Source organism: Ruegeria sp. BI12 (genome assembly GCF_056537985.1).
The window spans coordinates 86,741-108,807 of sequence record NZ_JBQFSL010000003.1; the positions used below are offsets into that span (position 1 = coordinate 86,741).

At 56.9% G+C, this 22,067-nt stretch carries 24 protein-coding genes; 13 read left to right on the forward strand and 11 right to left on the reverse strand.

Features of this window, described 5'->3' with window-relative positions; genetic code table 11:
• The first annotated feature begins 2 nt into the window (after positions 1–2).
• From ACR0AK_RS19340 to ACR0AK_RS19350, 3 genes are all read left to right on the forward strand, one after another.
• Complete coding sequence (locus tag ACR0AK_RS19340) at positions 3–503, forward strand: hypothetical protein (protein WP_480794601.1); 501 nt, start codon at positions 3–5, stop codon at positions 501–503.
• A gap of 194 nt (positions 504–697) precedes the next feature.
• Positions 698–2,848 (forward strand): polyribonucleotide nucleotidyltransferase, encoded by a 2,151-nt coding sequence (gene pnp, locus ACR0AK_RS19345; protein WP_480794602.1) that lies wholly within the window; start codon positions 698–700, stop codon positions 2,846–2,848.
• 258 nt (positions 2,849–3,106) lie between these two features.
• The gene (locus tag ACR0AK_RS19350; protein ID WP_480794603.1) at positions 3,107–3,592 is read left to right on the forward strand and encodes a PACE efflux transporter; all 486 of its coding nucleotides are present in this window, start codon (positions 3,107–3,109) and stop codon (positions 3,590–3,592) included.
• Between the two features lie 30 nt (positions 3,593–3,622).
• Here the strand turns inward: ACR0AK_RS19350 and ACR0AK_RS19355 are convergent, their stop codons facing one another.
• Positions 3,623–4,258, reverse strand: coding sequence for a DUF1326 domain-containing protein (locus ACR0AK_RS19355; protein ID WP_170562131.1), 636 nt, complete (start codon positions 4,256–4,258; stop codon positions 3,623–3,625).
• 280 nt (positions 4,259–4,538) lie between these two features.
• Between ACR0AK_RS19355 and ACR0AK_RS19360 the strand changes: the two genes are divergently transcribed.
• Both ACR0AK_RS19360 and ACR0AK_RS19365 read left to right on the forward strand, forming a co-directional pair.
• Positions 4,539–5,228 (forward strand): outer membrane protein, encoded by a 690-nt coding sequence (locus tag ACR0AK_RS19360; protein WP_480794604.1) that lies wholly within the window; start codon positions 4,539–4,541, stop codon positions 5,226–5,228.
• Between the two features lie 70 nt (positions 5,229–5,298).
• Positions 5,299–6,021 carry a glycosyltransferase family 25 protein gene (locus ACR0AK_RS19365; RefSeq protein ID WP_170562125.1) on the forward strand — a complete coding sequence of 241 codons (723 nt, stop codon included), beginning with the start codon at positions 5,299–5,301 and terminating at the stop codon, positions 6,019–6,021.
• Between the two features lie 57 nt (positions 6,022–6,078).
• On the opposite strand, the gene ACR0AK_RS19370 is transcribed toward ACR0AK_RS19365, so the two are convergent.
• On the reverse strand, positions 6,079–6,729 hold the full coding sequence (locus tag ACR0AK_RS19370; RefSeq protein ID WP_058274981.1) for a peroxiredoxin: 651 nt from the start codon (positions 6,727–6,729) through the stop codon (positions 6,079–6,081).
• 203 nt (positions 6,730–6,932) lie between these two features.
• On the opposite strand from ACR0AK_RS19370, the gene ACR0AK_RS19375 reads away from it, so the two are divergent.
• On the forward strand, positions 6,933–8,372 hold the full coding sequence (locus ACR0AK_RS19375; RefSeq protein WP_480794605.1) for an aldehyde dehydrogenase family protein: 1,440 nt from the start codon (positions 6,933–6,935) through the stop codon (positions 8,370–8,372).
• A 54-nt stretch (positions 8,373–8,426) separates the two neighbouring features.
• Here the strand turns inward: ACR0AK_RS19375 and ACR0AK_RS19380 are convergent, their stop codons facing one another.
• The 3 genes from ACR0AK_RS19380 to ACR0AK_RS19390 form a co-directional block, all read right to left on the reverse strand.
• The gene (locus tag ACR0AK_RS19380; RefSeq protein WP_480794606.1) at positions 8,427–8,861 is read right to left on the reverse strand and encodes a glyoxalase superfamily protein; all 435 of its coding nucleotides are present in this window, start codon (positions 8,859–8,861) and stop codon (positions 8,427–8,429) included.
• A gap of 177 nt (positions 8,862–9,038) precedes the next feature.
• Positions 9,039–9,932, reverse strand: a complete 894-nt coding sequence (locus ACR0AK_RS19385; protein ID WP_480794607.1) for a cation diffusion facilitator family transporter — start codon at positions 9,930–9,932, stop codon at positions 9,039–9,041.
• A gap of 51 nt (positions 9,933–9,983) precedes the next feature.
• Positions 9,984–10,835, reverse strand: a complete 852-nt coding sequence (locus ACR0AK_RS19390; protein ID WP_170562113.1) for a methylated-DNA--[protein]-cysteine S-methyltransferase — start codon at positions 10,833–10,835, stop codon at positions 9,984–9,986.
• 138 nt (positions 10,836–10,973) lie between these two features.
• Here ACR0AK_RS19390 and ACR0AK_RS19395 point away from each other — a divergent pair, with 138 nt between their 5' ends.
• Genes ACR0AK_RS19395 through ACR0AK_RS19405 form a run of 3 tightly spaced genes read left to right on the forward strand, consistent with a single transcriptional unit; the run spans position 10,974 to position 13,446 of the window.
• Positions 10,974–11,774 carry a class I SAM-dependent methyltransferase gene (locus ACR0AK_RS19395; protein WP_480794608.1) on the forward strand — a complete coding sequence of 267 codons (801 nt, stop codon included), beginning with the start codon at positions 10,974–10,976 and terminating at the stop codon, positions 11,772–11,774.
• 41 nt (positions 11,775–11,815) lie between these two features.
• The gene (gene nth, locus ACR0AK_RS19400; RefSeq protein ID WP_480794609.1) at positions 11,816–12,460 is read left to right on the forward strand and encodes an endonuclease III; all 645 of its coding nucleotides are present in this window, start codon (positions 11,816–11,818) and stop codon (positions 12,458–12,460) included.
• Positions 12,457–13,446, forward strand: coding sequence for an adenosine kinase (locus tag ACR0AK_RS19405; protein WP_480794610.1), 990 nt, complete (start codon positions 12,457–12,459; stop codon positions 13,444–13,446). Before nth ends, ACR0AK_RS19405 begins: the two co-directional genes overlap by 4 nt.
• A gap of 8 nt (positions 13,447–13,454) precedes the next feature.
• On the opposite strand, the gene ACR0AK_RS19410 is transcribed toward ACR0AK_RS19405, so the two are convergent.
• The 5 genes from ACR0AK_RS19410 to ACR0AK_RS19430 form a co-directional block, all read right to left on the reverse strand.
• The gene (locus ACR0AK_RS19410) at positions 13,455–14,291 is read right to left on the reverse strand and encodes a DUF547 domain-containing protein (protein WP_480794611.1); all 837 of its coding nucleotides are present in this window, start codon (positions 14,289–14,291) and stop codon (positions 13,455–13,457) included.
• Complete coding sequence (locus tag ACR0AK_RS19415; RefSeq protein WP_480794612.1) at positions 14,288–15,661, reverse strand: radical SAM protein; 1,374 nt, start codon at positions 15,659–15,661, stop codon at positions 14,288–14,290. The genes ACR0AK_RS19410 and ACR0AK_RS19415 overlap by 4 nt, the downstream gene beginning before the upstream one ends.
• A gap of 72 nt (positions 15,662–15,733) precedes the next feature.
• Positions 15,734–16,444, reverse strand: a complete 711-nt coding sequence (locus ACR0AK_RS19420) for a glutathione S-transferase family protein (protein ID WP_480794613.1) — start codon at positions 16,442–16,444, stop codon at positions 15,734–15,736.
• Between the two features lie 64 nt (positions 16,445–16,508).
• Entirely contained in the window at positions 16,509–17,048 is a 540-nt protein-coding gene (gene sigZ, locus ACR0AK_RS19425; protein WP_480794614.1) for an RNA polymerase sigma factor SigZ, read from the reverse strand.
• 6 nt (positions 17,049–17,054) lie between these two features.
• Positions 17,055–17,540 carry an RNA pyrophosphohydrolase gene (locus ACR0AK_RS19430; RefSeq protein ID WP_480794615.1) on the reverse strand — a complete coding sequence of 162 codons (486 nt, stop codon included), beginning with the start codon at positions 17,538–17,540 and terminating at the stop codon, positions 17,055–17,057.
• Between the two features lie 138 nt (positions 17,541–17,678).
• On the opposite strand from ACR0AK_RS19430, the gene ACR0AK_RS19435 reads away from it, so the two are divergent.
• The 3 genes from ACR0AK_RS19435 to ACR0AK_RS19445 are packed head-to-tail and all read left to right on the forward strand — an operon-like array spanning position 17,679 to position 20,428.
• Complete coding sequence (locus ACR0AK_RS19435; protein WP_480794616.1) at positions 17,679–19,706, forward strand: 2,4-dienoyl-CoA reductase FMN-binding domain-containing protein; 2,028 nt, start codon at positions 17,679–17,681, stop codon at positions 19,704–19,706.
• Between the two features lie 54 nt (positions 19,707–19,760).
• Positions 19,761–20,054, forward strand: a complete 294-nt coding sequence (locus tag ACR0AK_RS19440) for a hypothetical protein (protein WP_368040301.1) — start codon at positions 19,761–19,763, stop codon at positions 20,052–20,054.
• Entirely contained in the window at positions 20,051–20,428 is a 378-nt protein-coding gene (locus tag ACR0AK_RS19445) for a hypothetical protein (protein ID WP_170562082.1), read from the forward strand. The genes ACR0AK_RS19440 and ACR0AK_RS19445 overlap by 4 nt, the downstream gene beginning before the upstream one ends.
• A 26-nt stretch (positions 20,429–20,454) precedes the next feature.
• On the opposite strand, the gene ACR0AK_RS19450 is transcribed toward ACR0AK_RS19445, so the two are convergent.
• A complete protein-coding gene (locus ACR0AK_RS19450) occupies positions 20,455–20,895 on the reverse strand; it encodes a DUF4399 domain-containing protein (protein WP_170562079.1) in 441 nt (146 codons plus the stop codon).
• 228 nt (positions 20,896–21,123) lie between these two features.
• Between ACR0AK_RS19450 and ACR0AK_RS19455 the strand changes: the two genes are divergently transcribed.
• On the forward strand, positions 21,124–22,029 hold the full coding sequence (locus tag ACR0AK_RS19455) for a LysR family transcriptional regulator (protein WP_170411679.1): 906 nt from the start codon (positions 21,124–21,126) through the stop codon (positions 22,027–22,029).
• Positions 22,030–22,067 lie beyond the last annotated feature (38 nt).

Consider the following 22,067-nt stretch of genomic DNA (forward strand, 5'->3'; position numbering starts at 1 on the left):
ATATGAGTATTATACCCCCTTGGCGCGCTTCCGTCTTTTCAACCGCGGGTTCAGTGGTAACATCCTATACTGGCATCGAAATTTCACAAAATGCATTCACAAAAAAGAATGCGAGTGATTTTAGCGTACGCCGTGCATCCAACACTCCATTAACGAATTTGGGCGCATTTTTTCCCTTTGTGCAGCGTCTTTTTCCTATCGACTTTCCAGCAATTCTATTCCGGCTTCCTCACGGCGGTTTCGCCCTGTTGCCGATCCTGTTGCCGGTGGTCTCTATCCCCACAACCCAGCGCTTAACCAATTTCGATCTTGAGGTTATTCTTAGGGGGATCGCAGCAAGTGGTGCACTACTGTGGCTGAATTCGTGGGTTTGGTCGGTCTTTGCATTGGCGTTTTCGAAGTTTGACAGGGACGGCGCTGTACACGTCACAGCCACTTCACCAGTTCTGGAAATAGCGACTGACATTCGGGCATTTCGAGAGTCGCGTGAGCGGCCTTTGTAAACTCAGGCAATATCCTTGCCGCTAGCGAGACCTCTTTCAATTCAACGCAATCTAATGTATGCGCGCGTTATCTGAGACGTTGTGCCCTGACCCCGGCACTCAGACGAAAGTAAAAATTGGGTCGGCGGCAATGGGGCCGCCATGCAAAACGGGAGACCCGCAGGGGCGGGAGTGCTCCCATCTAGGATACGCATATGTTTGATGTAACAAAGAAATCTATGCAGTGGGGCGAAGAGACGCTTACACTGGAAACCGGCAAGGTTGCCCGTCAGGCGGACGGCAGTGTGATTGCCACGCTGGGCGAAACCAGCGTCATGGCGAACGTGACCTTTGCACGGGCTCAAAAACCAGGTCAGGACTTTTTCCCGCTGACCGTCCACTATCAGGAAAAATACTATGCCGCCGGTAAGGTTCCGGGTGGCTTCTTCAAGCGCGAGGCGCGCCCGACCGAAAAAGAGACGCTGACCGCGCGTCTTATCGACCGTCCGATCCGCCCGCTGTTCGTTGACGGCTTCAAAAACGAAGTTCTGGTGATGTGTACCGTGCTGAGCCACGATCTGGTCAACGATCCCGACATCGTTGCAATGATCGCCGCTTCTGCCGCACTGACCATTTCCGGCGCGCCGTTCCGTGGCCCGATCGCCGGTGCCCGCGTTGGTTTCGAGGACGGTGAATACGTTCTGAACCCGACCGTCGACGACATGCAGGACCTGCGCCTGAACCCTGAACAGCGTCTGGATCTAGTTGTTGCTGGCACCAAAGACGCCGTGATGATGGTTGAATCGGAAGCTTACGAACTGTCCGAAGCGGAAATGCTGGGCGCGGTGAACTTTGCGCATGAGCAGATCCAGCCGGTTATCGACCTGATCATCTCGCTGGCTGAGGAAGCCGCGAAAGAGCCGTTTGACTTCCAGGCGCCGGATTACTCCGAACTGTCTGCTGCCGTTAAGGCCGCCGGTGAAGAGCAGATGCGCGCCGCGTTCGCAATCACCGACAAGCAAGAGCGCACCGCCGCTGTTGCCGCTGCCCGTGAAGCGATCAAGGAAGCGCTGACCGAAGAGCAGCTGGAAGACAGCAACCTCGGTTCCGCGATGAAAAAGCTGGAAGCCGGCATTCTGCGCGGCGACGTCGTCAAAGGCGGTAAGCGGATCGACGGTCGTTCGACCACCGATATCCGCTCGATCGTTGCAGAAACCTCGATGCTGCCGCGTACGCATGGTTCCGCCCTGTTCACTCGTGGTGAGACTCAGGCACTGGCCGTAACCACGCTGGGCACTGGCGACGATGAGCAGTTCATCGACGCGCTGCACGGCAACTTCAAATCGAACTTCCTGCTGCACTACAACTTCCCTCCGTATTCGGTTGGTGAAGTTGGCCGCGTTGGTGGCCCCGGCCGTCGTGAGATCGGCCACGGCAAGCTGGCATGGCGCGCCCTGCAGGCGGTTCTGCCTGCGGCGACCGACTTCCCCTACACGATCCGCATCGTGTCGGAGATCACTGAATCCAACGGCTCCAGCTCGATGGCGTCGGTCTGCGGCGGTTCGCTGTCGATGATGGATGCAGGTGTTCCGCTGAAAGCACCGGTTGCCGGTGTGGCCATGGGTCTGATCCTGGAAGATGACGGCGATTATGCGATCCTGTCGGACATTCTGGGTGACGAAGATCACCTGGGCGACATGGACTTCAAAGTGGCTGGTACCGAAAACGGCATCACCTCGCTGCAGATGGACATCAAGGTTGCAGGCATCACGCCTGAGATCATGGAGAAAGCCCTGGCGCAAGCCAAGGACGGCCGGATGCACATCCTGGGCGAGATGGGTAAAGCCCTGTCCGAGACCAACGAGTTCTCGGTCCACGCCCCGCGCATCGAGACCATGAACATCCCGACCGACAAGATCCGCGAAGTGATCGGTTCGGGCGGTAAAGTCATCCGCGAAATCGTCGAAGTGTCGGGTGCCAAGGTCGACATCAACGACGACGGCGTCATCAAGATCGCTTCGCCTGATGGTGAGTCGATCAAGAAGGCGTATGAGATGATCCACTCGATCGTCGCCGAGCCGGAAGAAGGTCAGGTCTACACCGGTAAGGTCGTGAAGATCGTCGACTTCGGTGCCTTCGTGAACTTCTTTGGCAAGCGCGACGGTCTGGTCCACGTGTCCCAGATCGAAAACCGCCGCCTGAACCATCCGTCGGATGTTCTGAAGGAAGGTCAGGAAGTAAAGGTCAAGCTGCTGGGCTTTGACGATCGCGGCAAGGTCCGCCTGTCGATGAAAGTGGTCGATCAGGAAACCGGCGAGGAGATCGTTCCCGAGAAGAAAGAAAAGAAAGAGGAAAGCGCAGAGTAACCTGTTCTTCTTTCAATTGATCAAGGCCCCGGTGGAATCGCCGGGGCCTTTTTTCGTTTCGAGCTATGACCGCCCAGCCAAGGGCGGATCGGTCAATTTTTGCCATAAATATCTGAATGTGTTCGAGTTCACAGTCAGATGTATTTCTTCATGAAAGGTTACGTTAGGGAAAAAATCCACCCCTTGAGACCATCCGTATTTTCAGCAGCCGGGCCATCGCTCGGCTGAACCGTGATCCTGTGTATTGAAAGGCGTGAAATGACACTGAGGACTTTCAAAGAACGCATTATCCAGACCGGCAGTTTCGAATTGATAGGGATCGCTTTTGTCTCGCCCGTATACGCGTATTTGACCGGTGCATCGATGGTGCACGGGTTCGCTATGATCACTATGCTGTCGATTGTGATCATGATCTGGTGCCCGATCTTCAACACCATTTTCGATCTGATTGAGCGGGATAAAACGGCCCGGCTGGCCTGCAAACGCCCCCAATCGGTGCGCGTTCTTCATGCCACATTGCATGAGGTTACGGCAGTCATGATCACTTGCCCACTTTTGATGATGGTTGGGGGGCATTCTCTGGGATCAGCGCTTGCGCTCAATGTCGGTCTGACGCTGACTTACACGGTTTACACCTACCTTTTCCACATCATCTATGATCGCGTGCGGCCCATTAAGCCAAGCCAGGAAATGAACGAAGCTGGTCAAAGCGAACATCTGACTTGTGAAGCCGCTGCAGCCTGATCCTTGCTGACAAGTCAACTGGCCAGAACGTCAGTGCGCCACGCCAGACGGCCCGTGTTTCATCACATGCCACTGTCCATAACTGTCGTTCAAATCCAGCTTGATCGCGGCATCGGCTTTGGTTGATGCGCTGCCGATCTCGGCCAGAGTGAACTCGATACCGCCGGGGATGTCGATCCGCACGCGATGAGGACCACCGCCATGCGGTGCCTCAATGGGACGTCCGGTTGAATTCAACACGTCACCAATTGAAACACTGGCGGTGCGCCCCTCCATGTCCATCTCAAAATCAATCGGCACAAACAGTGTCTCGTGAACATTGTCGCACATCGTACGGAAGACGTGCCAATGCGTCGCCATCTCTTCGGTCTCTTCCCCATGAAAGACCTTTTCCAACGCGGCGCGTTGAGCGTCCGAGGCACTTGGGTCTATGATTACTTGCATTTCGCCGCCGCCCTCAAAGATCGGACCCGGCCAGGCATAGATCAGCGCCGCCTTTGTTCCAGAAAGGTCGATGTCGCCAAAATGACCTTTGGACACTTCAAGCACTTCAAAACCGCGGCAATGCCCCTGGGTTGGCAATTCTTCGAACTGGCAAGGGCAGGCATAGCCGCAATTGCAGTTCCCGAACGCATCACCTTCAACGTACCAATCTGTAAACGCCATCGTCTTCTCCTGTTCTAAACAGTCCGAATGCCCGACGTCTTGCTTACATACCTGTTGATTGCCCCGCCCAACCCTAACACAAATCGGGCAAATGCAGAACCGGGCGGCCTAACCGCCTTTCCATCACTTCACCGAGGCCCAAAGTGCCGAGTAGTCGCCAAGTTTATTCACTCACACGCCCCCAAACTACTGTGAAGCGAAGTGAGCGGCTGTCGCCTTTATTTTGGGCCTCTATTGCCCACATGTCCGCCATACCAATTATGGAACAAAGGACATGGCCATGGTTACGCGTCTTCTTCTCGCCACGACAGCCTTGACGATCAGCGCATCCGCGCTGGCCGCACAGAACTTGTCTGAGGGCCTCTACTTACATGGCTTTGCCGGGTACAGCCAGCTACAGGACAGCGACTTCAGCGGCACGGTCAACGGATCTTCGCAATCAGTGGACACAGACTTCGACGGCGGTTACGGACTTGGCATCGCCGTCGGCAAAGAGATCCCGCAATGGTCGAACAATCAGATCGGCACCCGGATCGAACTTGAGCTGTCGTATCGTGACAATGACGTGGATGGCGTCAATTTCTCGGGCAACGGCCCTGGTGCAGAAGGGAACATTTCGGGCGACGTGTCACAAACATCGTTGTTCGCTAATGTGCTGGTAGATTTCAAACAGGCCGGAGCCTTTACGCCTTATGTCGGTCTGGGACTGGGTGCTACGTATTCTGATCTGGACTTTGCATACGGACCAGGCGTCGAGCTTAACGACACCGACACCACCTTTGCGGCGCAAATCATTGCCGGCGTTGCCTACGAGATCAGCCCAAGTACCGCTTTGACGCTGGACACCCGGTATACTCGGGCATTCGATGTTTCGTCGGCACGTTTGGCGCCGAACGGCGCATCCACAGGTACGGTTGAGGATGACATCGACGCTTTCAGCGTCAATTTCGGCCTGCGCTACGGATTCTGACACATCACGGGGAAGTGTTTCTTTCGGGTTTCTCTTCCCCCTCCCGTTCCGGTGTTCTATGCACTGTGACATGAAGACATTTGTCATCCATATGACGGCAAGCACAGCGCGGCGACCCAACGCCGAACAGCTGTGTGCCAGTCTGCCAAATGCAGAACTATTCGAGGCCGTCAACGGGAAGGATCCCGCGCAGATCGCGGATGTTCAGTTGTTTCCAGGCGACCTGTACCGCCCCAGATATCCATTTCCACTGCGCCCGGCCGAGATCGGGGTTTTCGAAAGCCACCGCCGAATCTGGCGCAAGCTGGTCGATGAAAAGATCGACCGCGCCATCATTACCGAGGATGATCTGCGCATAGATCCATGCCGCATGGCTGATGCGTTGGAAATGCTGGAACCGCTTGCGACCCCGGATCATTATATACGAATTCCGGTGAAGCAGCGTGAGGATGCGGCGCGAACGCTCGCAAAACAAAACGGAATGCGTCTGATCCTGCCAAAGATCATTGGTCTGCAATGCGTCTGTCAAATGGTGGGGCGGCGTGCAGCTGAACGGTTGCTTGCGATAACCAACAAAATCGACCGGCCGGTGGACACGTTCCTGCAAATGCACTGGGTGACAGGACAACCGATCCTATCGTTGCAAGGCAGCGGCAATCAGGAAGTCGCGCAGGAAATCGGCGGTTCGACCATTCAGGCAAGCCCGCCGTTGGCCGACAAGCTGACACGCGAATTCAAACGCGCGGCTTATCGTCGGAAACTGTATCTGCACCCTCAAAGATCCGCCGCTTAAGTGGCTTTAAAGGTGCTTTGGAACCGGGCGGCGCTTTGAGCCCCGCCCGAATTTATTTTAGCTCGGCGCTTTTGTTTTTCGCAGGTACGGGAAGATCGTTTCGAACTCACCAAACTTTTCTTTTGCTTCGTCGTTCGACACGGCAGGCGGGATGATCACATCTTCGCCCGGCACCCAGTTTGCGGGGGTAGCCACGCCCTTGGCGCTCATCTGCAGACCATCCAGCGCACGCAGGATTTCCGCAAAGTTACGGCCCACGGTCATCGGGTAGGTCATCGACAGTTTCAGCTGTTTGTCCGGCCCGATGATGAATACGGAACGCACGGTGGCGCTGTCGGCGGGCGTGCGACCATCGGGCAGGTACGCCTCGGCGGGCAGCATGTCGAACGCCTTGGACACGGCCAGGCCGTCATCGGCAATGATCGGAAAACCAGGGTTGGCGTTGCCATACGCCTCGATGTCTTTCTTCCACTTCTTGTGGTCCTCGACACCATCGACTGAGACGCCCATCACCTTGGTGTTGCGGGCTGCCCATTCATCGTTCAACTGCGCGACCGCAGAAAACTCGGTAGTACAGACCGGAGTGAAATCTTTAGGGTGCGAGAACAGGATCGCCCAGCTGTCGCCGATCCAGTCATGGAACTGAACCGTGCCCTGATCCGTTTCTGCGGTGAAATTCGGAACGGTGTCATTGATGCGCAAACCCATGGGGCATCTCCTTTTTGTGAAAAAACCGAGTCGATTGGGGAAACCTAATTACTCTGCGCCATTGTTAAACCATTCACGGCCTGAAAGGGTATTCATTTTTGAGGAAAATAATTTGATCAAATTATTTCTTGCCACGCTTATATGCCGGTGCCAGAGTGGCGCAAATTCCCGCCATCCGGGCCACAGGATCAGGAGGATACGTGATGATCGAGAAACGCAACTTCTACATTAACGGAACATGGGTCGCCCCATCTGTCGAAAATGATTTCGAGGTGATCAACCCATCGACCGAGGAACCTTGTGCGGTGATCTCGCTGGGTGCGCAGGCTGACACCGACGCCGCAGTTGCGGCCGCAAAGGCCGCCCTGCCCGGCTGGATGGCCACTCCGGTCGAAGACCGCATCGCACTGGTCGAAAAACTGATCGAGATCTACCAAAGCCGCTCCGAGGATCTGGCACAGGCGATGTCACTTGAAATGGGAGCGCCAATCGACATGGCGCGCACCCAACAATCCGGCGCGGGCATGTACCACCTGGCAAACTTTGTACGCGCAGCCAAAGCGTTCCAGTTCGACCGCCCACTGGGCGATCACGCACCCAATGACCGGATTATTTATGAGGCGGTCGGCGTGGCCGCCCTGATCACGCCATGGAACTGGCCAATGAATCAGATCACGCTCAAGGTTGGCGCGGCGGCTATTGCCGGCTGTACAATGGTTCTGAAGCCGTCCGAGCAAAGCCCACTGAACGCGATGATCTTTGCCGAGATGATGGATGAGGCAGGATTCCCCGCCGGTGTTTTCAATCTGGTGAATGGCGATGGTGTCGGCGTCGGGTCGCAACTATCGGCGCATCCGGATGTGGATATGGTCAGCTTTACCGGATCGACCCGTGCCGGGACCGCGATCTCGAAAAGCGCTGCCGATACTTTGAAGAAGGTACATCTGGAGTTGGGCGGAAAAGGCGCAAACGTGGTCTTTGCCGATGCCGATGAAAAGGCGGTCAAACGCGGTGTTTTGCACATGATGAACAACACCGGCCAAAGCTGTAACGCGCCAAGCCGCATGCTGGTTCAACGCCCGATCTATGATCAGGCCGTGGAAACCGCGGCCGAGGTGGCCAGCATGGTTTCGGTCGGTAGTGCGCAGGAAGAAGGACGTCACATCGGCCCTGTCGTGAACGAGCTTCAGTGGACCAAAATTCAGGACCTGATCCAGAAAGGTATAGATGAAGGCGCCCGTTTGGTGACGGGAGGCACCGGGCGTCCCGAAGGGCTGAACAAGGGCTATTATGTACGCCCGACCGTCTTTGCTGATGCCAACAACCATATGACCATCGCGCGCGAGGAAATCTTTGGCCCGGTCCTGACCATGATCCCCTTCGACACCGAAGAAGAGGCCGTCGAAATCGCCAATGACACGCCCTATGGTCTGACCAACTATGTCCAGACACAGGATGGTGCACGCGCCAATCGCATGGCGCGGGTGTTAAGGTCCGGCATGGTCGAGATGAATGGCCAGTCGCGCAGTGCAGGGTCGCCTTTTGGCGGCATGAAGCAATCCGGCAACGGGCGCGAAGGCGGTCTTTGGGGTTTGGAAGACTTTCTTGAGGTGAAAGCCGTTGGCGGCTGGGCGGCTGAGTAACCTCAGACCCAAACTTGGTAAAAGGGCGCGGCGGTGTTACCCGCCGCGCTTTTTCTACTCAGGTCGTACGATCAGTTGCGGTTGGCCGTCCGAAGTATGCCGCGCAGACCGGCCATCCCAGCCAATCTCACCGGTCACACGCTGCCGATAGGCCGAGAAACTGTCGAACTGAACGACGTCCACGGGCGTGTCAAAGTGCAAGGTTACGCGCCGATGCGACCCGTCTCCCAACAAGGTCATACCTCGGATTTCCGCCTTGAAAGGCTGCCCCAGATAGAGCCCTTCAACCCTGTCACCAACACGCAACTGCATGCGGTTTCCAGCCATTGCGTGTAACGTATTCCAATCGCGCACGCCATGTTGATGGGCCAGCACTTCCAGCGATTCACTGTGCGAGAGCGTGACCCCGGCACCGCGCAATCTCTCTCTTAGTCGCTTCGCTTGCGCTTTTAGCTCCTCAAGTGGAGCAATATTTTTTGAACGTGTCATTTCTTGCCTCGTTTCCAAAACGGGCGCCAATTCAGGACGGGGTTCGCATTGCCATCCGCGCGCCAGAAAAGGGCAACAGATGTTCATCTGTCGGGTTTCACCAATGCCAAATGGCAGCGAACGGCAGGGGACCCAAACCTGAAAGAAACCTTTGACACCGGCGAGTGTATCTGTCAATCAGGCGCCGGCACTTTTCAACTCGCTGTCTGGTTCCAGATGGATGACAAAGACCGATCCCGGAAATTTTCGGATCAGTGCCTCTTCGATGTTGTCGCAGATTTCATGCGCGTCCGTGACTGACATGTCACCGTCGACAACAAGATGAAACTCAACAAAGATCATGTTAGCGGACCTGCGACCGCGCAGATCGTGATACTCCAGTGCCGGACCCAAATTGGCCTCGACCGTCTCGCGGACAGAGGTCAATTCCCCATCCGTTAGCGAAGCATCCATCAGCCCATCGACTGAACTGCGGATAACTTTCCAACCTTCCCATATTATGTTGATGGCGACCAGAATCGCGATGATGGGGTCAAGGATCAGCCACCCTGTCGCCATCGCAACCAGCAACCCGACCACGACCCCGACCGAAGTCATAAGGTCGGTCAGAATATGCTTGCCGCTTGCCACCAACGCAGGTGAGGTTTCACGTCGCCCTATCCTCAGAAGCAGAAACGCCCAGACGCCATTCAGGCAGGTGGCGCCCACATTAATGGCAATACCCAGTAACGGTTCCCCGGCCAGATGCGGATTAGGCAGGGCATAGACGGCTTCACGAATGATCAGCAGCGCAGCCAGAACAATCAGTGTTCCCTCAATCACCGCCGACAGATACTCGGCTTTCTTGTGCCCGAACGGGTGCTTTTTGTCCGGGGGCATGCCCGATATCCGCACTGCGAAAAAGGCGAGCAACGATGCGGCGACATTCACCACCGATTCCAAGGCGTCCGACAGAAGAGCGACCGAGCCGGTCACCCACCAAGCCGATAGTTTCAGCAGCAAAACCGCCACCGAAACCGGAATCGCCCACGCCGCGAATGTCTGTGTGATCTGCCTGCTGTCCTGCTTCATGGATTCTCACTATCACAGGATGCAGCAGCGCAAAGTCTGTTTTTGAAGTGATTATGCGTCGGCCTGAGCAGCCTCAAATGCCAGCATTGCGCGTTTGACCGGCAGGCCCCAGTGATAGCCACCCAGCCCACCGGATTTGCGTAGAGCCCGGTGGCACGGGATCAACCAACTGACCGGGTTGCGGCCAACCGCGGTACCCACGGCGCGCACGGCTTGTGGCGATCCCACACGTTGCGCAATCTCGGAATAGGTGGTGACCTGACCCGAAGGGATGTGCATCAGCGCCTCCCAAACCTTGATTTGAAGGGGCGAGCCGATGAGATACAGCGGCGTTGGTTCCAGCCGATCACTTGCCGCGCCAAAGGCACTCAGCACCCAGGGGCGCAGACGCATCGGATCCTCAATGAAATCCGCTTTTGGCCAACGCGAAATCATATCCTCCATCGCGGCCTCTTCGCCAGTTTCGGCCCCGAAAGCAATTCCGCAGATACCCTTGTCGGTTCCCATGACCAGTGCCGGGCCAAAGGGGCATTCGAACCAGCCCCAATAGATCGTCAGCCCCATGCCCCTGCGCGCATATTCGCCAGGGCTCATGGATTCCCATTTCAGAAACAGATCGTGCAGACGGCCACTGCCGGACAGGCCGACGTTGTGCGCGGTTTCCAACGTGGTGAAGCGTTCGCGCAGTAGTGCCTTGGCATGGCCCAGCGTCAGGTATTGCTGGTAGCGTTTCGGCGATACTCCGGTCCAACGTGAGAACAGGCGCTGAAAATGCGCGGGGCTCATATCCATCTGGCGTGCCAATTCCTCTAGGCTCAAGCTTTCACCGCCCTGATCAATCAGGTCGATCGCGCGGCGCATGACGTTGTAGTGATAGCCGCTTTCTGGAGTTTGGACGTTCATGGTTTCACCTCATGCTCTGTTACAAAGAGCATAGTCGGATTGGCCGTAATTTAGCGACCCGAAACCTGCGCATTGACGCCGACGATTTCCGGACTGCCTGACTTGTGTTAAGGTCTTTTGGGTCAGGAGATTGCTTCCATGCCCCCAATCGACGCCTTCCAACTGTCCGATGCAGCTGCGCAAAAGTATCAGGCGCATTCTGTTCCGGCGATGTTCGGTCCGTTGGCTGAGGCTACGGTTCGACGCCTCAACTTGCCCGCCAACGGTCATTTACTTGACGTCGCATGCGGCACTGGAGCCTTAACCCGCGTTCTTCTTGAGCATTTGCCCGGAAAAGGCCGTGTGGTTGGAGCTGACTTGAACCAAACGATGATCGAGGTGGCACGTTCCCTGGCAACGCCGACCGATCACGATCTTGAATGGTCCACCGCCGATGTGACGAATCTTCCGTTTGGCGACCAGAGTTTTGATCTCGCCTGCCTGCAGCAAGGGTTGCAGTTTTTCCCGGACAAACCCGCAGCACTGGCCGAGATTTACCGAGTGTTAAAATCCGGTGGTTCCCTTTGCCTGACTTGCTGGCGCGCAATATCGCCGTTCAATGATGCACTGGCTCAGGCTCTGACCCGACATGTCGGCGAAAACGCGGCGAAAAAAGCCAGGGCCCCGTTTTCATTTCGGGACGGTGACTTGATCACCTCATTATTACAGGACGCCGGATTTTCAGTCGTGGAACACGATGCAATCACTCTGCAACGCAGATTCGAGGACTTGAGAGCCCAAATCCTAGCGTTGCCAATAGAAAGCGACATCCGTCAGAAAGGCGAGGGTGCGACCGAACACGTGATCAACGATGTTTCGGACTTTCTGCTTCCATATGCGCAAGACGGCGTGTTCGTCGTGCCGCAGGAGGCACATTTCTTTGTCGCAACCCGGCCTTGATGCCCTTTACCCTGTGACCATCACACGGCATTAAGGCGCGGATGGCAAAACAACTCGGATATCACCAGATCCGCGAGATCTTTACGCGGTTCCATGACGCCGACCCTGAACCCAAGGGCGAGCTTGAACATGTCAACGTCTATACACTGGTCGTCGCCGTAGCCCTGTCTGCGCAGGCCACAGATGTGGGCGTGAACAAGGCGACACGCGCCTTGTTCAAGATCGCTGACACGCCACAAAAGATGCTGGATCTGGGCGAAGAAGGTTTGATCGAACACATCAAGACCATCGGTCTGTTCCGCCAGAAGGCCAAGAACGTCATCAAGCTTAGCCGTATTCTGGTCGAGGAATATGGCGGCGAGGTACCTAATTCCCGTGCAGCACTGCAATCGCTGCCGGGTGTCGGGCGCAAGACGGCCAATGTGGTTCTAAACATGTGGTGGCGATACCCGGCACAGGCCGTTGACACCCATATTTTCCGTGTCGGCAATCGCACAGGCATTTGCCCGGGTAAAAATGTCGACGCCGTCGAGCGCGCCATCGAAGACAATATCCCCACAGACTTTCAGCTGCATGCGCATCACTGGTTGATCCTGCATGGCCGCTACCACTGCAAAGCACGCAAGCCTATGTGCCCTACCTGCATCATCCGCGATCTCTGCGAATTTGAGGACAAGAACCTATGAAAACCTACCAACTGACCGGCATCGGAAACGCCGTTGTGGACGTGATTTCCCAAGCCGACGACAGTTTCCTGGAGCTGATGGGCATCGAGAAAGGCATCATGCAACTGATCGAGCAGGAGCGTGGCGAAGTGCTTTATGCCTCGATGGAGGGTCGGGTGCAGACGCCGGGCGGTTCGGTCGCTAATACGATCGCCGGCGCGGGCGCGCTGGGGTTGGATTCGGCGTTTATCGGGCGGGTGCATGACGACGCTCTGGGCCGGTTCTACGCAGATGCGATGAACGAGGACGGCGTGGACTTCGTGAACCCTCCGGTACCCGGGGGCGAACTGCCGACCTCGCGTTCTATGATCTTTGTCTCGCCCGATGGGGAACGGTCGATGAACACTTATCTGGGGATTTCCTCCGAACTGTCGTCGCAGGACGTGTCGGATGACGTCGCAGGCAACAGCCAGATCATGTTCCTGGAGGGTTATCTGTTCGACAAGGAAAAGGGCAAAGCTGCGTTTCTTGAGGCCGCGCGTGCCTGTCACAGGGGCGGTGGCAAGGCGGGAATTGCCATTTCCGACCCGTTTTGCGTGGAACGCCACCGCGTCGATTTCCTGCTGTTGATCGAAAACGAGCTTGATTTTGTCATTGGCAACGAGGCCGAAATCAAATCCCTGTTCGAAACCGATGATCTGGAAGAGGCTCTTGCCAAAACCGCCTCGATCTGCCCACTGGTCGTGTGCACGCGGTCTGGCGATGGTGTAACTGTTCTGAGCGAAGGACAACGCGTCGACGTACCGGTCGAGAAAGTTGTACCGGTGGACGCAACCGGCGCGGGTGATCAGTTTGCCGCCGGGTTCCTGTTTGGCATGGCCACAGGCCGCGATCACGAAACCTGCGCCAAGATCGGCAATGTCTGCGCCCGCGAAGTCATCAGCCATATCGGCCCACGCCCCGAGGCAAACATGCAGGACCTGCTGCGCACCGAAGGATTGTTGTAGTCCGCTAACTAAGACCCAGCCGCCGCGTCGTTCAATGCCCAGTCATACTGATACGCTTTGACACGCGGCGCTTGCTGGAGTCGGGCACGTAGCTCGGGTTCCGCTGCGGTCGCAATGTAGGCCAGAAGAGCCCGTTCATTCGGCCCGAAATCCTCACGGAACCAGATAAAGATCTTCGACAGGATCAATCCACCGCGGTCGTCGAACTGCACGCCGCGCGGGTCATTGATATAGGCGTGTTCGGCGGCGGCAAAGTCGCTCTCAAGGGTCTCGGCCCGCCAGGCGCGATCCATCAGGTTAGGACATCCCACAGCAGCGCAATTCAGCGCATAATGGATACGTGGTTCATTGAATGAGGGCCTAATAATGCGGTGTTCGATGTCATTGAGGGTCAGCTCCTGCCCGGCCACATGCGTCAGAGTTTGGTTCCACGGCCCAATCGATAATGGCCCATCCTTGATGTCGCGGATCGACGCGACGGGATAGTTTGCAAGGACCACATCCACCGTCAGTGCATTGTACAGATTGATCCAATAGGCCAACTGTTGTTCGCGTGTCAGCCGCGCAGGGTCCACGGATTGAAGATCAACCAGATACTCGGAAAGGCGCGTCCGGTCCGCCTGTGTCACCTGTCCGTATGCCACCCGGTTCACCCCATTTATGTCCGTGGAGACATAACGGCGCAAGAAGGCAGTCCATTCGCGATGATCGACCCTTTCACCTGGCGGAGACGCAAATCTTGTCAGGGTCTGCCCCGGCAACGCCTTTGGCGCGGGCAAAGCAAGCCGTTCAACACTGGCGCAAGCGCTCAAAACTGTAAGCAGCAGGATCAGAAGTTTTCTCATGACGCATCCTTTTGATTCCGTCGCATGGCCCGCATCTGCCCCTTGAGCCGCTTGAACGGGGCCAGACGCGGATCGTTTAAGTCCGGCAGGTCGGGACCACCGGACAGTCGGGGAACTGCGGCATTCCACCAGCTTGGGCCAGTCGGCCCGTCGACCCGGTCTAGCGCGGCCAGATGCATGTCACGCTGCGCGTTGTGAACGCACATGGACAGCGGCCCGTTCGCAGTGGCGACCATGAAGACGCAAGACGCACAGCGATCTTCTTCGAGCGCATCGGCGGCCATGAAATTATGGATAAACACTGACTGCCGACGGACGGGACCTCGCAACAACCCTAGCCCCAACCGCAGCACGCATCCCAACAGATGTAGCCCGGCCCGCAGCGCCAACAGCGGGTAGCGCCTCACCATGCGCCAGACGCTGTCGCGGGTGTCGATATGGCCGTCTGCCGGCTGATCAACCTTGCTGAGCGCAGCGATCACTTTGTGCGTCAGGCGCTTGGCGGACAAAAGCGAAACCGCGCGCCCTCCAGCGGTAACAACACTTGCATAGCGATTGCATTTTGCATGGCCCACGGCGGCCGTGTCGAAATGCAAAGGCGTTTCATACCCGGCCTCAACCGCCGCCATCACGCTATCCTGCGTGATCGCATCGGGCCGTTCGCGCAGCACTCCGCGCCCGGTATCGGCCTGCATCTGGAACGAGACAAAGGCGACCTCGGGGCAGTCTCGCATGAACCGCGCCAGCGCAGGCAATTCATCGAAGTTACCGCCGAAAACGGTTGTGTTAAACAACACCCGCAGGCCCAGCCCACGCGTGTGCCGGATATAGGCACGGCGTACAACATTCAGCTCAGCCTCGCTGTTGAACCCCTTGCGTTCCTGCGTCATGTCCACGTGAAACGCCACATCGTCCAACCCGGCGGCAGCAAGCTGCGTCAGAAACGCCCTGCTGGCGCGAATGCCGTTTGTCATCAGGCAGGATCGCATGTTTAGGCGGCGAATCTCGCGGCACAGCGCCTCAAGGTCTTCGACCTTGCGCAGGGTCGGATCACCCCCCGTCAGCTGGACTGAAACTCCGGGGCCGTAGTGGCTGTGGATTGTGGCAAGACGCGCAAACAATACCGACAACGGTGGGTCATAGGTCATCTCGGCCCGGTCCGAGAGGTAACAAAGCGTGCAGTCCAGATTACAGCGCTGCGTGACTTCCAATGCGACGCAGGCGATGGGGTAGAAACGGCCTGCCGTCTGCCCTGCGCCATATTCCCCGCATCCATGCAGACCGCCGCGCAACGGAGCGCGACGGTCGGTGCCGGTGAACTTGCGTCCGGCGGGTTTTACAGAAGAGAGAGTTGGAGCCGTGTCCTTCATACCCATCAAGCTAGACAGGTCGATCAGATGCGGCCACGCCCCCTCACGCCAACGTGCGGCTTAGTGAGTGAATCACCCGCAGCACCCGCCGGATTGTTTCACCTGAGCGGTTGCAGGCGCTTCGTTCAGGTTCGCACCCCGCCCCAACCACGTCCGCTCTGCGAGATAGAAATCGGTGAACCGGGTGACAAAGTCATCAGACACGGTTTTCTCAGGAATGCCTGTCGCCAGAAGAGCCTGCTGCCAAGCCTTCACTTTGGGATAGGTTGCCAACATATCGTGCCCGCTGTGATCAACCACGATTGCAGCGCGGTGAAGCAAAGGCAACCACGCCATATCGACATTGCCAAGCGCCTCACCCGTAAAGAACGGGCCGTCCCCAAGCTGCTTTTCGGCCTTTGCGAACGAGGCGTTCAGCTTGGTCGTCCGATCCGCAAAGATCGCCTGATCCGCGCTTTGCATCGCGCTGCACTGAACCAGATAATGCTTGCTGGCCTGATAGCTCCACGCGCGGTTCAGGGCGCGCTGTTCGGGTGTCAGGTCGGGCTGCAGCGGTACTGTTACCTCGTCGAGGTATTCAGCAATTGCGTCAGATTCGAACAGCGCAGTACCGCCTTCGGTCACCAGAACCGGCACTTGGCCTGTAGGCGACAATTCCAGAAACCAGTCCGGCTTGTCACTGAGGCTTATGTAGTCGATCTGGTAAGGTACCTGCTTGGCTTCTAACAGCGCAGTGACACGCTGAACGAAGGGGCAGATTTTGAAACTGATGATACGGATCATTGGTCTTTCCTTTTGCTGGTTTCATCTGTCAGACGAAGCCCGCGCCAAAAAGACGACGATCAGATCAACATTTTTTGCAGGATTTCGGTTTTTCCTGAACCTCCGAGATATTGCCCCGCACATCCATCGAGATGTTGCAGCAATCATCGAACGCTTTTCGCAGCTCTGCCCGGCCCTTTTGAACCCGGGACTTGAGCGTTGAATACGCCAGTCCTTGCGCCTTTGCATAATCCTGTTGGGACATACCATTGATGTCGATCGCCATCACCATGTCCGCGGTTTCCTGCGGCAATCCGCGAATGAAAGGTTCGACGCATCCTTCAAGATCCTGGCGCGTTTCCGGATCATCCCGGTGATACCAAAGATCATCCGGGTGCGCCTCGGTACGGCCTGATTTTCGGTAGTGGTCGATGATTGTGCGGTCGGCCGTTTGAAACAACCACGGCTGCAGTTTGGCAGGGTCTTTCAGGTTGGGCAGACCAGTGAAGACTTTGACCGAGATCTCTTGCAACAGGTCTTCCACATCCGCGGTGTTGGACACACGCGAATGCAGAAACGCCTTCAGGCGCGCGCGGTACTTGGGCCAGATGTCTTCAATCTGCATGCCGCTTTATGACAGGTGATCGGCAAAGGCGGCAACCACCTGCTGATACACGTCGCGTTTAAATGGCACGATCTCTTCGATCAGCTTGCCCGGCTCCTGCCATTTCCACCGGGTGAACTCCGGGTGATCGGTCTGGATGTCGATCTGATCGTCGCGGCCGGTGAACCGCAGCAAGAACCATTTCTGTTCCTGCCCGCGATAGCGGCCCTTCCAGATTTTGGGCACGATGTCGTGGGGCAAATCATAAGGCAGCCAGCCGTCCGTCTCGGCCACGACCTCAACGAGATCCGAGGTCACGCCGGTTTCCTCCCATAACTCACGCAGGGCTGCGTCCCGAGCGCCTTCGCCCTTGTCCACCCCGCCCTGCGGCATCTGCCATGCTTCTTTGTGGCGGTCATTTCGTTGGCCGACAAAGATCTTGCCCTCGGCATTCATCAGCATAAGTCCCACGCAGGGGCGATAAGGCAGTTTTGCGATCTCTTCTGGGGTCATACACGGCCTCGTAAACAAGCTTTGCAGCGTCTGTAGCAACCAGCAGAGCCGAGGCAAAGGGTGTGACGTTAGGTTTCGCGTGACAATGTTGACGCGCACGTCAATCTAACGAGCGAATATCGGGAGGGAGAGTTCGCCATGACTGCGTACCCAAACATGCTGGCCCCGCTGGATCTGGGCTTTACCACTTTGAAGAATCGCGTCCTGATGGGGTCGATGCACACGGGCCTTGAAGAAACCGGAGACTGGAACCGCGTGGCCGAGTTCTATGCTGATCGCGCCCGTGGTGGAGTGGCGCTGATGGTGACAGGCGGGATTGGTCCGAACTTTGAGGGCTCGGTCCTGCCCGGTGCGTCGATGATGACTAATGACAAAGAGGTCGCGAACCACTCCATCGTCACCCAGCGTGTGCATGAGGCCGGCGGCAAGATCGCGATGCAGATCCTTCACGCAGGGCGCTATGCATACGGTCCGAAATGTGTGGCCCCCAGCCCGGTAAAGTCTCCGATCTCGCCCTTCCCGCCGAATGAGCTGGATGAAGAGGGTATTGAAAAACAGATTGGCGACATCGTGAACGCAGCTGTTCTGGCCCAAAAAGCGGGTTACGATGGGGTCGAGATCATGGGCTCCGAGGGGTATTTCCTCAACCAGTTCCTGGTTACCCACACCAACAAGCGCACCGACCGCTGGGGCGGGTCATATGAGAACCGCATGCGCCTGCCGATTGAAGTCGTGCGCCGCACGCGAGAGGCCGTGGGCACCGATTTCATCATCATCTACCGCCTGTCGATGATTGACCTCATCCCCAATGGCTCGACCCATGAAGAGGTTGTTGAACTGGCCCAGCGTATCGAGAAAGCCGGTGCCACGATCATCAACACTGGCATCGGCTGGCACGAAGCCCGGATTCCGACCATTGCCACCAGCGTTCCTCGTGCGGCCTTTGCCTGGGTGACGAAGAAGCTGATGGGCAAGGTTTCGATTCCGGTCATCACCTCGAACCGGATTAACACACCCGAGGTCGCCGAAGAGGTCCTGTCGACGGGTTGCGCTGACATGGTGTCCCTGGCCCGTCCGATGTTGGCCGATGCGGATTTCGTCAACAAGGCAATTGCAGGTAACGCGGCACAGATTGCGCCGTGCATCGCCTGCAATCAGGCCTGTCTGGACCACACATTCAGCGGCAAGCTGACCTCGTGCCTTGTGAACCCCCGCGCCTGCCATGAGACCGAATTGGAAATCACCACTGCTGAAGCTCCAAAGACGGTTGCCATTGTCGGCGCCGGCCCCGCCGGATTGTCCACCGCAATGACTGCCGCACAGCGCGGCCACGACGTGACACTGTTCGATCGCGCCTCGGAGATTGGTGGCCAATTGAACATGGCCAAGCAAGTTCCGGGCAAAGAAGAGTTCTGGGGACTGGTCGATTGGTACCGCAATATGATGACCGACCTGGGTGTGAAGGTAGAGCTGAACCGTGAAGTAAGCGCCGACGACCTGACCGGCTTTGACGAGGTGGTCATCGCCACCGGCGTCACACCGCGTGATCCGCAGATTCCTGGTCAGGATCGGGACAACGTCATCAATTATATCGATGTGCTGCGCAACAAAGCCGAAGTCGGCAAATCTGTCGCCGTAATCGGCGCAGGTGGCATCGGGTTTGATGTGTCCGAGTTCCTGTTGGAAGACGGCCACAGCATCACCACCGACCTGCCCGCTTGGATGAAGGAGTGGGGCGTGACCGATCCGGCCGAGCATCGCTCGGGCCTGGCACCAGAAGGCCCTCAGCCTGCGGCACCTGCGCGTGATGTCACCTTGCTGCAGCGTAAGAAGCAAGCGCATGGCAAGGGTCTGGGCAAGACAACCGGGTGGATTCACCGCGCTACGCTCAAGATGAAGGACGTCAACTTTGTGGGCGGCGTGAACTACGAGCGTATCGATGAGGACGGCCTGCATGTCAGCTTTGGCGAAGAACGTGCTGATCCGACCGTGATCGCGGCGGACACAATCGTTCTGTGTTCCGGTCAGGTGTCCGAGCGCAGCCTCGCGGATGCGCTGATCGAACGCGGCATTACTCCGCACGTGATCGGCGGGGCCGATGTGGCGGCAGAGCTGGACGCCAAACGGGCGATCAATCAAGGTACGCGACTGGCGGCAACGTTCTAAAGCAACACCTCAATTGAACTGAAGGAAGCCGTCTCGAAAGAGGCGGCTTTTTTTGTGCCGCTTGACTCTCTTGTTACCAATGTACATATGTACGCAATGAGTCAGAAAATAGAACGCACCCAGACGGGAATTCGAATCGAAAAGCGCCTGCTGAAAGTCCTCAAAGGACTGGCAGAGTCGTTGGATATGACCCTTGGCGATCTAATCGAAGGCATCGCCTTGCACAGTTTTGAAAACAAGCCGGCGTTTTCCGAGGAAACGCTGGAGAAGATTAAGCAACTCAAAAATGTCTACGACCTCGACTGGACAGCCGAGGATAGCCACCGTTTCAAGGAGGACGGGGAATGAGCGCCGATATCACCAACGCATTTGAGAAACACGCCATCGACAACACGACCTTCGGACATGCCGAACATGTACAGGTCGCATACGATCTGCTGCGCAAGTATGATTTCATCGATGCCGCGGCGATCTACGCCAAGGGGATCCGAACGCTTGCAGCAAAGGCCGGTGCCCCGGACAAGTTCAATCTGACGATCACATACGCATTCATGAGCTTGATCGCAGAGCGTCTTGCCAGTTCTCAAACCAATTCATTCGAGGAATTCGCTGGGAACAACCCCGATTTGATGTCCAAGACTGTTCTCGATCAATGGTATTCACCAAAACGGCTGGATTCGGCGCTGGCGCGCAGCATTTTCCTGTTGCCCATCGCCGCTTAAACGCCTCTGCGTTGAGGGCACGCAGACTACTCTACATTTATGGTGATCACCTGAGACACAATTGGGGGCGAGTGCGGCACGTGGCCCGCGTCCCCCAGCACCAGTTGCAGTGTGTGCGTACCCGGGGACAGTTCCACGGTCGTCTCGGTCTGTCCGCCGCCGAAATGTAGATGATTGTCATCCGCTGGAAGACCATAGGCCAATTCATCCACACCGTCCTCGCCCTCACCAATCGGCGGGCGATCGATCAGCAAATGGTGGTGACCTGTGTTTTCCGCTTCGGTGCCGGCCGGGGCTACCCCCATTCCGCTCAACCCAAAGACCACGGTCACTGGCGATGACACCGTGTCGCCGTCCGACAGGTTTACAAAATAAACCCGAGCATCCGGGTTCGAGGGTGTTTCGCCACCAGCCCATGCAAGGGTCGCGGACAGACATATGGCTGCGATGGTATAAATGGCTTTCATGATCTCCTCCGTGGTCACAAATTTGCCATTGTCATCCTAGCATATCCGGCTGAAATCACCCAAAACCCTTGGCTTACAGGCTTTGTGGCCATCTGGGAAACCATCGTTTCCGCGTTTCCCATATGCAAACGATCCGAATTGAAACCCTGATATTATCCAATGTATGCCCTGTTTCCGCCCAGATTGGACGTCAGGTTGGCTCAAAGCACTAAGACCTGGGGAACGAGAATGGACCGACTGACCGAAATGGAAGCCTTTGCCAACGTGGTGGACCAGGGTGGCTTCACCGACGCGGCCAAGAAAATGGGCATCTCCAAATCGGCCGTGTCAAAGCATGTTTCCAGCCTCGAGGCCCGTTTGGGCGCAAGGCTGCTGAACCGCACGACCCGGCGTGTGTCGCCAACCGAGATTGGCCTGGCATATTATGATCGCGCGCGGCGCGTTCTGAATGACGCGGGCGAAGCCGATGCGCTTGTGACCTCGATGCAATCCGCCCCCTCGGGTCTGCTTCGGATCAGCGTTGCGACAGATTTCGGCGTCAATCACCTGTCTCCGGTTTTGTCAGACTTTCTGGCGGCCTATCCTGATATCACCGTGAACATGGTTTTGAACAACCGTTACGTCGAGCTGATTTCCGAAGGCTTCGATGTGGCCGTACGGATTGGTGAACTGGAAGACAGCACCCTGCGCGCGCGCAAGTTGACTGAAACCGTCAAGCGGATGGTCGCGGCACCTAGCTATGTCGAGAAATTCGGCCGACCACAGAAAATTGACGACCTGAACGAACACAAGCTGCTGCACTACTCCAGCCAGTCTTCAGGCAACGTCTGGAAACTGACCGCACCTTCAGGCGAAAAACGACAGGTACGCACCGCGGGGTGGCTGAGCGTTAATGACGGTCAATCCCTGTTGAATGCGGCCATTTCCGGGCTGGGGATCGCTTATCTGCCCAGCTACCTGTACGCAGATGCGCTGAAATCCGGTGCTGTACTGGACGCTATGCCGTCGCTTCCGGACGAGGTTCAGGGCGTCTACGCCGTTTACCCGCCCGGACGCTTTACTCAGCCCAAGGTGCGGGCATTCATAGATTTTCTCGTCGATGCCTTTCACGAAAAAGGCCCGATGGACTGGTGAATTAACCTCGGTGAAACTGTACGGCCCGCGCCTGCTGC